This is a genomic window from Hylemonella sp. P2_B10 (assembly GCF_056404875.1).
This window is the reverse complement of record NZ_JBFUDE010000003.1, coordinates 328882-340479: the sequence shown is the minus strand read 5'-3', so window position 1 is coordinate 340479 and position 11598 is coordinate 328882. Positions and strand designations below refer to the sequence as shown.

The 11598-nt window shown below is 67.3% G+C and carries 10 protein-coding genes; 5 read left to right on the top strand and 5 right to left on the bottom strand.

Translation table 11 applies throughout. From position 1 onward, the window contains the following. Window positions 1-11: 11 nt before the first annotated feature. Entirely contained in the window at window positions 12-353 is a 342-nt protein-coding gene (locus tag AC1DX2_RS14055; protein WP_477196982.1) for a MerR family transcriptional regulator, read from the bottom strand. Between the two features lie 87 nt (window positions 354-440). On the opposite strand from AC1DX2_RS14055, the gene AC1DX2_RS14050 reads away from it, so the two are divergent. Beyond that, window positions 441-1391: an alpha/beta hydrolase family protein gene (locus tag AC1DX2_RS14050; RefSeq protein ID WP_477196981.1), complete on the top strand. Its 951-nt coding sequence runs from the start codon at window positions 441-443 to the stop codon at window positions 1389-1391. Here the strand turns inward: AC1DX2_RS14050 and AC1DX2_RS14045 are convergent. After that, window positions 1326-2201 carry a hypothetical protein gene (locus AC1DX2_RS14045; protein ID WP_477196980.1) on the bottom strand — a complete coding sequence of 292 codons (876 nt, stop codon included), beginning with the start codon at window positions 2199-2201 and terminating at the stop codon, window positions 1326-1328. The two genes, AC1DX2_RS14050 and AC1DX2_RS14045, sit on opposite strands and share 66 nt — an antisense overlap. Between AC1DX2_RS14045 and AC1DX2_RS14040 the strand changes: the two genes are divergently transcribed. The 4 genes from AC1DX2_RS14040 to AC1DX2_RS14025 all read left to right on the top strand — a co-directional run bounded on the left by AC1DX2_RS14040 (window position 2200) and on the right by AC1DX2_RS14025 (window position 8205). Next, entirely contained in the window at window positions 2200-2955 is a 756-nt protein-coding gene (locus AC1DX2_RS14040; RefSeq protein ID WP_477196979.1) for a FecR family protein, read from the top strand. The two genes, AC1DX2_RS14045 and AC1DX2_RS14040, sit on opposite strands and share 2 nt — an antisense overlap. 264 nt (window positions 2956-3219) lie before the next feature. After that, window positions 3220-4485, top strand: a complete 1266-nt coding sequence (locus AC1DX2_RS14035; RefSeq protein WP_477196978.1) for an efflux RND transporter periplasmic adaptor subunit — start codon at window positions 3220-3222, stop codon at window positions 4483-4485. Between the two features lie 12 nt (window positions 4486-4497). Further along, window positions 4498-7638, top strand: a complete 3141-nt coding sequence (locus tag AC1DX2_RS14030) for an efflux RND transporter permease subunit (protein WP_477196977.1) — start codon at window positions 4498-4500, stop codon at window positions 7636-7638. 99 nt (window positions 7639-7737) lie between these two features. Then, the gene (locus AC1DX2_RS14025; RefSeq protein ID WP_477196976.1) at window positions 7738-8205 is read left to right on the top strand and encodes a hypothetical protein; all 468 of its coding nucleotides are present in this window, start codon (window positions 7738-7740) and stop codon (window positions 8203-8205) included. 39 nt (window positions 8206-8244) lie between these two features. On the opposite strand, the gene AC1DX2_RS14020 is transcribed toward AC1DX2_RS14025, so the two are convergent. The 3 genes from AC1DX2_RS14020 to AC1DX2_RS14010 are packed head-to-tail and all read right to left on the bottom strand — an operon-like array spanning window position 8245 to window position 11559. Then, on the bottom strand, window positions 8245-9306 hold the full coding sequence (locus tag AC1DX2_RS14020) for a serine/threonine protein kinase (RefSeq protein WP_477196975.1): 1062 nt from the start codon (window positions 9304-9306) through the stop codon (window positions 8245-8247). Between the two features lie 55 nt (window positions 9307-9361). Then, window positions 9362-10810 carry a serine/threonine protein kinase gene (locus AC1DX2_RS14015; protein ID WP_477196974.1) on the bottom strand — a complete coding sequence of 483 codons (1449 nt, stop codon included), beginning with the start codon at window positions 10808-10810 and terminating at the stop codon, window positions 9362-9364. Beyond that, entirely contained in the window at window positions 10807-11559 is a 753-nt protein-coding gene (locus AC1DX2_RS14010) for a metallophosphoesterase family protein (protein WP_477196973.1), read from the bottom strand. The genes AC1DX2_RS14015 and AC1DX2_RS14010 overlap by 4 nt, the downstream gene beginning before the upstream one ends. Window positions 11560-11598 lie beyond the last annotated feature (39 nt).

Here is an 11598-nt window from a genome sequence, read left to right as displayed (position 1 = left end):
CCTGCCTCACCTCAGGACAGCCGCTGGATCAGCTTGTTCAGCCGGGTCAGGCGCAGCCTGTCCTCGGCCAGCCGTGCCTTCACCTCGTCGCGCTTGGCCCGCATGCCCGCCAGCAGTTCGGCACAGTGGCCCGGCGGCGCGTGCACATGGGCCATGGCCGGCTTGATCTGCTTCAGCGAAAAGCCCACCTGCTGCGCCTTGGCGATGAAGGCCAGCTCCACCAGCGTGCGCGGGTCGTAGTCGCGGTAGCCGTTGGCGGCCCGGTGTGGCGGCGTGATCAGCCCCTGCCGCTCGTAATAGCGCAAGGTGTCGCGCGACAGGCCGCTGCGACGTTCCAGTTCGGCGATCTGCATGGATGTGCGAGGCGAAAAAGTGCTTGACTGTGGACTGTGCTCCACACCTTAGCATGCCGCCACTCACCACTTCAAGCCCGGTTTGCCATGCCATCCACCAGCCTTTTCGACCTCCTGTGCGAGGACGGCCGCCGACTGGCCGCCACGCTGACGCAACCCACCAACCCGGCCCCACGCGAGCCCACCCGCCTGGTGCTGATCCACGGCGCCACCGCCGTGCGCCGCAGCTACTACCAGCCCTTTGCCGAACACCTGGCCACACAGGGTCTGCAAGTGCTGACCTGGGACCCGCGGGGCATGGGCAACTCGCAAGCCGGGCCGGCCCGCGCGGACCCGGCCCGCATGCGCGACTGGGGCCGGCTGGACCTGCAGGCCGCGCTGCTGCACGCGCTGACGCGGGTGGAGGGCGACTGGTCGCGCCTGGCGCTGGTGGGCCACAGCTCAGGCGGCCACCTGGCCGGCCTGGCGCCGGCTTTTTCGCAACTGCGCCACTTTGCACTGGTGGCCAGCGGCAGCTGCGATTGGCGGCTGTACCCCCGGCGCGAGTGGCCGCGCCTGCTGGCCGCCTGGTATGGGCTGGCGCCGCTGGCGCTGGCCACGCTGGGCTACATGCCCGGCCGCCTGGGCGTGGGCCATGACCTGCCGCCCGACGTGGCGCGCGACTGGCGCAACTGGAGCGTGACCGTGGACTACCTGTTTGGCGACCCCAGCCTGGACCTGGCCGGTTACGCCGCCTTCACCGGCCGCACACTGGCCCTCCATTTCAGCGACGACACGGGTTTTGCCCCGCCTGCCGCCGTGCAGCACCTGCTGGCGCAATTGCCCGCGGCCAAAATCACGCGCCAGGAGTTCAACCCGCGCGCGCAGCGCCATGCGCCAGTGGGCCACTTCGGCTTTTTCAATCCACGCCACGCCGACCTGTGGCCGCTGCTCAGCCGCTGGTTGCTGCAGGGCTGGCCAGATCCTACCCGCTCAGAAGCGGTATTGCAGCGCGGCGCTGACCTGGGTGCGGTCGTACCGGCTGCCGCCCTGGGCTGAAATCAGCGAGCGGTCTACGCCCAGGCTAAGCGCAGCATTCCCGCTGATCGGCAGATTCACGCCCAGCGTCAACGTGCTGGTGATGGCTTGCGTGCGGTAGGCCCACCAGTCGCTGGCGAAGACAGGGTCCGACTTGGCGGCTGCCGCCTTGGCATAACTGTCGCTCCACCACGACGGCACCGGCTCGCCGGGTTTGAGCGGCGGGTCGCCACCGAACACCTGGTCGCCCCAGGTGCGGTTCCAACGCGCAAACAGCAGGCTGTCCTGCCCGATGCGCCAACCCAGGTCGGCAAACAGCCGGCGGTCCGTCAGGTCGAACACACCGCCGTCGCCACCCCAGCGGCGCGACCAGCCCAGGCCGACGCGACCACGCAACCGGTCGGTGAAGCGCTGGCCGCCCAGCGCCGTCAGGTGCGCCTCGGCGCCATCGCGCAGCTTGCTGTCGCTGAATTGGCGTTGCAGGGCGCCCAGCTCCAGTTCCAGCCAGGGTTGGGTAAAGCCGACCATCGGTTGCACGCGGTAGATGGCGTCCACCCCCAAGGCCAGGTTGCTCAGCGCGGCGAAGGACACATTGCGCTCCCAGGCCAGCCGGCCGCGCAGCACCCAGCCGCTGTTGTCGTCAATCCCCGCGCTGCGCGACAACGTCAGCTCCAGGCCCTGCACCTGGCCTTGCCTGGGCTCCCAGCTGGATTGGTTGACGGCGCTGTCGTGGCCGGTGCTGAGCTGCAGATCCAGCACGGTGGCCGCATGGGCGGCACAATACAGGCTGCCGGCGAGCCCCAGGGCAAGGATTCTGAATGACATGGGCATGGCGGGCACCACAGGCGAGGACATCGCGGAAAGTATACGCAGCATGGCACATGACGAGGCATTTGAAGCGGCGCGGCGCAAGCTGGTGCAGGCACTGGCTGGCGGTGCCTTCATGGGGGTTGCCGGCAGCGCTGGCGCCCAGGCCCTGGGTAAGGTGCCGCGCCCGCTGGAGGCCGGCAAGTCGTTCTACGAGTTGCGCGGCAACGTGCAGGTCAACGGCCAGCCGGCCACGCTGGCCACGGTGGTCAACGCCAGCGACACCGTCACCACCGGGCCGGACAGCCATGCCATCTTCGTGGTGGGAAAAGACGCCTTCCACCTGCGTCACAGCAGCAAGCTGGCGTTGAGCGGCAGCAGCCTGCTGGTCGGTGGCTTGCGCCTGCTGACGGGTGCGCTGGTGTCGGTGTTTGGCCGCTCCACCCACAGCCTGGTCACACCCACTGCCACCATAGGCATACGCGGCACCGGTGTGTACACGGCGATGGACGATGAGAAGACCTACTTCTGCACCTGCTACGGCATCACCGAGGTGTCGGCCGCCGACAGCCCGGCTGGCGCGGCCCCCGGCGAGGTCATCAACGCCAAGCACCACGACGCGCCGCGCTACATCCTGCGCGAAGGCAGCCAGCGCATCCGCCCGGCGCCATTCGTCAACCACACGGATGAAGAGCTGATGCTGATCGAGGCGCTGGTGGGCCGCAAGACGCCGTTTTCGCTGTTTGACGACAGCTACGGCGGGCCCCGTCGTTATTGACCTATAACTTCAACTCAGCCCTCAAGCCGCCGCTTTACAAACGCGAAACCAAGGGTTCAGGCCGCTTTCATCTGCATTGGGTACATTTCAGCGATGCGCCGGCTGACGGCCTCGGCGGCACGCTGCCGGTCGCTGAAACCAGCCCCCCGGGGATCGGCGTCGGCTAGGTGCTTTACAGCATTGGCACCCTGATAGGCCCGGCACATAATGTGTAACTTTGCCCGGCGCCGCCCCCATACGGATCACTATTCAGAGACTCTTTGCATGCCCTCAGCCTCTTTTCCTGACCGCGAAACCGCTACCAATTCCAAGCCGGCCTGGCCACTTGCCAGCCTGACCGTCACGCTGGCCCTGCTGCTGTCCGCCTGCAGTGGCGGCGACGGCGGTGCCGCGCCAGCGAGCGCCAATGCGCAGCCGGCAGCGTCCGCCCCGGCCTCCGCCCCGACCGTGTCCGGGCCACCGGTGAGCGTGTCCACCGTGTCGGTGAAACAACGTGACATCCCGGTGGAGGTGGAAGCCACCGGCGCGGTGGCCGCACTCAGCACCGTGGACATCAAGCCCCAGGTGGCCAGCATCATCACCAGGGTGCACGTGAAGGAAGGCCAGTTTGTGCGCAAGGGCGAGCCGCTGTTCTCGCTGGATTCGCGCAATGACGAGGCCAACCTGTCCAAGGCCCGCGCCCAGCTGCAAAAAGACGAAGCCACGCTGGCCGACGCACAGCGCCAGCTGGCGCGCAGCCGTGACCTGCTGTCCAAGGGGTTCATTTCGCAGGGCCAGGTGGACACCACCCAGGCGCAGGTGGATACAGCGTCGGCCTCCACCGCCTCCGACCGCGCCGCCATCGACGCCGCCCAGGTGGCGCTGTCCTACAACACCATCACCGCCCCCAGTGCCGGCCGGCTGGGTACGCTGAACGCGTTCGCGGGCAGCTTTGTGCAACCTTCTGGGCCCGCGTTGGTCACGCTCACGCAGCTGGACCCGATTTCCGTCAGCTTCAGCGTGCCGCAGCGCTACCTGGCTGACCTGCTGCCGCTGCTGAAGGAGGGCAATGCCAGCGTGCTGGCCAACCTGCCCAACACCAGCGGCAAGCCGCGCGAGGGCCGCCTGCAGTTCGTGGACAACGTTGTGGACCCCGGCACCGGCACGCTGAAGGTCAAGGCGGTGTTCGACAACAAGGACCAGGCCCTGTGGCCGGGCGCCTTCGTCAACGTCAAGCTGACCGTGCAAACGCTGAAAAATGCCATCGTGGTGCCGCAGGCCGCCATCATCGAAAGCCCGCGCGGCAAGATTGTCTATGTGGTCGGCGCCAACAGCAAGGTGGCGCCGCGCAGCGTCAACCTGCTGTATGCGGCCGGTGCCGATGCCGCCATCACGGGCTTGAGCGTGGGTGAGCGCATCGTGCTGGATGGCCGGCAGAACCTACGCAACGGCAGCACGGTGGTGGACCGGGGTGCCGGCTCCGGCGTGGCTGCGGGTGGCGCTGCTGGCGGCGCCAGCGGCGCGCAGGCGGGCAAGGCTGCGGCGAAGTAACGGAGGTCTCTGATGAACCTGTCCGAATTGTTCATACGCCGCCCGGTGATGACCGTGTTGCTGAACCTGGCGTTGGTGGTGGCCGGCGTGATTGGCTACAGCAAGATCCCGGTCTCGGCGCTGCCCAGCTACAACACGCCGGTGATCAACGTGGGCGCCTCGCTGCCCGGCGCCAGCCCCGAAGCCATGGCCACTTCGGTGGCACTGCAGCTGGAGAAGCAGTTCCAGACCATCCCCAGCCTGAACATCATCAGCTCCAGCAGCACGCTGGGCAACACCTCGCTGACGCTGGAGTTCGACGAAAGCCGCAACATCGACGACGCTGCGGTGGACGTGCAGGCCGCCATCCTGCGCTCGCTGCGCGCGCTGCCGCAGGAAATGACGGCGCCGCCCTCCTACCGCAAGGTCAACCCGGCCGATGCGCCGGTGATGTTCATCGCCATGACCTCGCCGTCGCTGAACCTGTCGGAACTGAACGACTACGCCGAGCACATGATGGTGCCGGTGCTGTCCACACTGCCCGGCGTGGCCCAGGTGTTCATCAACGGTCAGAAACGCTTTGCCGTGCGCGTGCGCGTGCAACCCGATGCCATGGCGGCGCGCAACATCAGCCTGGACGAGGTCAGCACCGCGCTGCGCCTGGCCAACGTGACCACGCCGGTGGGCACGCTGGACGGCCCCAAGCAACTGCTGACGCTGCAGGCCAACAAGCAGTTGACCAACGCGGCCGAGTTCGGCCAGCTGATCATCACCACCCGCAACGGCGCCCCGGTACGCCTGCGTGACATTGCGCAGGTGGAAGACAGCTACGAATCGGTGAAGACCTCCGCAACCTTCAACGGCGAAGCCTCCATCACCATGGGCGTGCAGCGCCTGCCCGATGCCAACACCGTGAAGGTGGTGGATGCGGTGCGCGCCACGTTGGCGGGTTTCCAGAGCCAGTTGCCACAGTCGGTGAAGATCACGGCGGTGAACGACCGTTCGATCTCCATCCGCGACGCCCTGCATGACGTGATGCTGACGCTGCTGGGCACGGTGGCGCTGGTGGTGCTGGTGATCTTCCTGTTCCTGCGCCGCTTCATTGCCACGGCCATCCCCACCATGTCGCTGCCGGTGTCGCTGGTGGGCGCGATTTTCCTGCTGTGGGGACTGGGCTACAGCCTGGACAACATCTCGCTGCTGGGCCTCACCCTGGCGGTGGGCCTGGTGGTGGATGACGCCATCGTGATGCTGGAAAACATCATGCGCCATGTGGAAGAGGGCATGCACCCGTTCCAGGCGGCGCTGAAGGGCTCGCGCGAGGTGGGGTTCACCATCATCTCCATCTCGACCTCGTTGATCGCGGTGTTCATCCCGATCTTCTTCATGCCAGGTGTCATCGGCCTGCTGTTCCACGAATTTGCGGTCATCGTGTCGCTGTCCATCGTCGTGTCGGCCTTCGTGTCGCTGACGCTGGTGCCCATGCTGGCCAGCCGCTTCCTGCCTGACGAGGCCCACGAGACCAAGCCGCCCGGCCCGATGGTGCGCCTGTTCGAACGCGGCTTCAACGCCACGCTTTCCGCCTACACCCGCTCGCTGGAGCTGGCGCTGCGCCACAGCAAGGTGGTGCTGGTGGTGGCGCTGGCCACCTTCATCGCCACCGCCTGGATGTTCACGGTCATCCCCAAGGGTTTCTTCCCGCAGGAGGACCTGGGCCAGATCTTCATCAACACCGAGGCCTCGGAAGACACCTCCTTCCCCGAGATGGTGCGCCTGCAGGACCAGTTGGCGACGCTGTTGCGCAACGACCCGAACGTGGCCACAGTCAGTTCCTTCAACGGTGGCCAGGGTTCGCAGAACACCGGCCGCATCTTCCTCAACCTGAAGCCGCGCGGTGAGCGGCCGGAGATGAAGAAGGTGGTGGAAGGCCTGCGCAAGAAACTCAGCTCGGTGCCCGGCATCACCGCCTTCATGCGGCCGATCCAGAACCTGCAACTGGGCGGGCGGCCCAGCAAGGCGCAGTTCCAATACATCCTGCAAAGTGTGCAGGCCGATGAGATCAACGGCTGGGCGCTCAAATTGCAGGACCGCATGAGCAAGGACCCGCTGTTCCGCGACGTCACCAGCGACTCGCAGCTGCGAGGCCTGCAGGCCTCGCTGAAGATAGACCGCGACCGCGCCAACACGCTGGGCGTGTCCATCGACGCGGTCCGCTCGGCGTTGTACAGCGCCTTCGGCGAGCGCCAGGTCTCCACCATCTTCACCAGCGTGGACAGCTACCAGGTGATCATGGAGGTGGCGCCGCGCGCCAAGGAGGACGAGAACGCCTTCAGCAACATCTACGTACGCTCCAGCACCGGGGCGCTGGTGCCCATGTCGGCCTTTACCACGGTGGAGCGCAGCGTGGGCCCCACCGCCATCAACCACGTGGGCCAGTTGCAGGCGGTCACGGTGTCGTTCAACCTGGCACCCGGCGGCGCCCTGGGCGACGCCACCACCAAGATCGAGAAGTTCCGCGACGAACTTCGCATGCCGCCGTCCATCATTGCGAAGTACGGTGGCGATGCGGCGGTGTTCAAGGACTCGCAGGGCAGCCAGGCCATCCTGATCATTGCCGCGCTGCTGGTGATCTACGTGCTGCTGGGCGTGCTGTACGAGAGCTACATCCACCCGCTGACCATCCTGGCCGGTCTGCCGTCAGCGGCCGTGGGCGCCTTGCTGATGCTGGAGCTGTTCGGCCAGGACCTGACACTGATCGCCACCATCGGGATTTTGATGTTGATCGGCATCGTGAAGAAGAACGCCATCATGATGATCGACTTCGCGCTGGACGCGCAGCGCCACATGGGCATGACGCCACAGCAGGCGATACGCGAGGCCTGCAAACTGCGCTTCCGCCCCATCATGATGACCACACTGGCCGCGCTGATGGGCGCCATCCCCATCGCGCTGGGCCTGGGTGCTGGCGCGGAGCTGCGCCAGCCACTGGGCCTGGCGGTGGTGGGTGGACTGGTGTTTTCGCAGGCCATCACGCTGTACATCACGCCGGTGATCTACCTGGCGCTGGACCGCTTCAGCGGTCGCGGCCCGGTGACAGCGCCGGAAGAGGCGCCGGCTGAACCCGCCGTTGCCGCGGGTATTGGCCATGGTGACCTGACGCCCATCGCCAAGTGAGCAGGTAAGTACCGGTAAACTGGCGTAAGTCAGAGTAAGCCCCGCAAGGGGCGGTTATGCAGGCGGTGCGGCGGCGCGCCTGCGCCATAAACTGGCTGCATGAACGCCCTGCCCGCCTTCCATCGCCCCATGCTGCTGGCCAGCGTGTTGCTGTTGGCGGCCTGCGCGTCCCAACCGGGCGGCGGCTTGGCGGGGAGCGGCTGTGAAGGAAATTTCGACCGCTTCCTGACACGCTTCGAGACCGACCGGCAGTTTCAGGAGAGCAACACCGCCAACCCGCTGAAGTTCGAGGGCGTGGCCAGGACGCGCTGCGGCGTGGGCTGCACCTCCGACACGCGCATGTTGTCACTGTCGGCCGACACGCTGCGCAGCAAGGCGCAACCGCTGTACCCGCTGGTCACCACGCAGCGCCAGCAAAAGCTGGAGTCGCGCGTGAAGGTCAGCGGCAGCACCGCCGCCGTCGAGGTGTACCTGCCCGATTCCGACGCCTACCACATGGATTTCCGCTTCAGCCGCGCCACCGGCGCCTGCTGGCGGCTGGACCGGGTGAAGGACACCAGCATCTGAGGCGGCTCAGGCCGCGAACACGTCCAGGCCGCTGACGGCTCACGCCGATAGGGGTTCTTCCTGCATGGCCTCGATCTGGTCTTCCAGCATCTGCACCTGGCCTTGCCAGTAGTCGCTGCTGCCGAACCAGGGAAAGGCGCGCGGAAACGCCGGGTCGCGCCAGCGCCGCGCCAGCCAGGCGCTGTAGTGCACCAGGCGCAATGTGCGCAGCGGCTCGATCAGCACCAGTTCGCGGCGGTCGAAATCGCGGAACTGCTCATACCCGTCCAACAGACAGCTCAGCTGCCGGGTGCGCTGGGCACGGTCGCCACTGAGCAGCATCCACAGGTCCTGCACGGCCGGCCCCATGCGGGCGTCGTCCAGGTCGACAAAATGCGGCCCCGGGCCGGCAGCGGCAGGCACGTCCACCGGCGTCCACAGGATGTTGCCGGGGTGGCAGTCGCCATGCAGGCGCAACAGCTTGATGGCCGAACCGTCCTGCGGCTGCTGCGACGGCCGCGCCAGGCTGGGATGAGCGGCCACCAGTTCCAGCGCCTGGCGGCACATGGCGCCCCAGGCGCCTTGCACGTCCAGCGGCACCATCTCATGGCCCAGCAGCCAATCCAGCGAGTCCTGGCCGAAGCTTTGCAAATCCAACGCCGGACGCACTTTGAAGGGCTGGCGCGCGCCCACGGCGTGGATGCGGGCCAGGAAGCGCCCTATCCACTCCAGCACCTCGTCATCGTCCAGCTCCGGCGAGCGCCCGCCGCGGCGCGGGCTGACGCTGAAGGCAAAGCCGCCGAAGTGGTGCAGTGTGCTGCCGTTCAAGCTCAGCGGCCCGACGGCCGGCACCTCGGCGGCCGTCAGCTCGGCAGAAAACTGGTGCTCTTCCAGGATTTGCGCATCGCTCCAGCGCTCAGGCCGGTAAAACTTGGCCACCACGGCGCTGCCGTCCTCCAGATGCACCTGGTAGACACGGTTTTCATAGGAGCTCAGCGCCTGCTGGCGGCCATCGCCATACAGGCCCACGCTGGCCAGTGCGTCCATCACGACGTCGGGCGTCAGCGCCTCAAAGGGGTGAAGCGGGTCAGCGCGGTCGGCAGTGGGGGAAGCATCAGACATGCAGCATTGTCGCCGCTGCACCGCGACCGGCTCGCCAATCGCATGCCGCCTGCCGCTAGCTGCTGGGCGATTCGTCTTCTGCGTTAGCCCGGCCCAACAGCTCAAACGGCAGCGCCTGCTTGACCAGGATCACCGTGCAGGGCGCCTCCATCGCCACCCTTATCGGCACCGTGGCGACAAAGCGCTGCAGCTTCAGCCCATGGGTAGCGGCGCCCATCACCAGCAGGCTGACGCGGTTGTTGCGCGCATAGGCCAGCAGCGCCTGCGCCACGTCGCTGGACTCCAGCACGTGGAAGGAAGCGGTGTGGCCGCTCAGGTCCAGGGGCTGCGCCCATTGGCGCAGTTGCGCCAGGTGACGCCGGTGCAACTGGGTTTCGCTGGCCTGCGCATCGGTGGTGCTGCCTTCGGCGACCACGGTGACGCAGGCCAGGCGTGCACCGGGGCGGGTGCCCAGCGTGCGGGCGGCGGACTGGCGCAGCGAGTACAGCGTGGCATCGCTGGCATCGCGGTGCGGCACCGCCACCATGACGATGGGCGCCTCAGCAATCTGCTGCGCCGGCACCGGGCTGGGCCGGTAGTGCATGCCGGCCGCGCGCAGCCAGCGTCTGAAATGTGTCCAGAAGCCGGTGGCCTGGGTGATGCGCCCGCGAACAGTCACCGGTACCTGCCCGGGGTGGGTCAGGTCGAAAGCCAGTTGCGCCGCCGACGGGTAGCGCGCCGCCGCCACTGGCTCCAGGCAGCGCAGTATTACTTCTTGCAGCCACTCGGGCAGCTCGGGTCGCAGTTTGCGCGGCGGCACCGGGTCCGCCCACAGGCGCTGGCGCAAACCACCCTCGGTTTGTGGGCTGCCAAAGGGCAGGCAGCCGCAGGCCAGCTGGTACAGCACGACACCGAGCGCGAAGATATCGCTGCGCAAATCGCCGCGCACCCCCACCACCTGCTCGGGCGCGATCCAGCCCGGTGAGCCCACCGCCTTGCGCATCTGCTCGGCCAGCAGGTCGGGGTATTGCGCATGGCAAGACAGGCCAAAGTCCAGCAGCACGGCCACGCCATCGGGCCTGATCAGCACGTTGGCGGGTTTCAGGTCCTGGTGCACCGCGTTCTGCTGGTGCAGGCTGTGCAGTGCGTGGGCTATGGCCGCGCCCAGGCGGGTGATCTCGTCCACCGGCACCGGGGCATCGCCGTCCAGCCAAGTCTCCAGCGTGCGGCCCGGCACATGCTCCATCACCAGGTAGGGCATGCGCATCAGGTCGCCGGCGGCGACGAAGCGCGGCATGTGCGGGCCGCGCAGGGCCGGCAGGATCTGCAACTCCACCTCGAAGCTGACGATATTCTCGGCGCCATCGCCCGCTGTCATGCGCGGGATCTTCATCACCATGGGAAAGCCGGGGTCACCCTGGCCCGAGGCATAACGCACGGCGTAGATGTGCGCCATACCACCGGCATGCAAGCACTCGCCGACGACAAAGCCGTCGACCACGCTGCCGGGCTCCAGCAACTTCACCGCCCGGTCTCCAGCCGTTTGGCAAAGAATTCCGGCAGGCCGGCCGCGCGTATCGCGGCTGCGGCGGCCAGGTGGTCGTAGGGCACGCGGTGGAAAGTCAGCTGCGCGCCAGCCAAGTCCAGCATGGCGTACATGGCACGCGGGTCGCCATCGCGCGGCTGGCCCACCGAACCCACCGTGGCTAGCCAGTGGCGGTGGTGCGGCACCGGCAAGGCCACGCCGGGCACCGGTACGAACGCCATCAAGCCCGGCCCGGCGCCCCGGTAGTACAGGGCCTGCTGGTGCACATGGCCGCCAAACACGTAGCGCACCTCGTCCAGATGGGCCACCGCCGCCAGGCTGCGTTCGGCCGCCGGATGGCCGTAGACGTAGTGCCAGGCCTCGGGCTGGTCGGCACTGGCATGCACCAGAAACACCGTGTCGTCCTGCGCGGTCAAAGGCAGCTGGTCCAGAAAAGCCAGCTCATCCACACCCAGTTGCTGGTGGCTCCAGGCGGCGCTGCTCTCGCCCACCGTCTGCACCTCCGGGGGTGGCGCAACAGCCATGGCGTCGTGGTTGCCTTTGACCACCAGCGCGCCCGCGGCCTGCATGGCCATCACCCGCTGCACCACCGGCAACGGGTCAGCCCCGTAACCGACAAAGTCCCCCAGCAGCGCATAGCGCTGGGCGCCATGCGCCTTGGCGTGTTCCAGGCAGGCTTCGAAGGCCTGCCAGTTGGCATGGATGTCGGACAACAGGGCCAGTTTCATGGGCGGCAAATAAGCGGCAACAGACGGCAAAGGCGCACG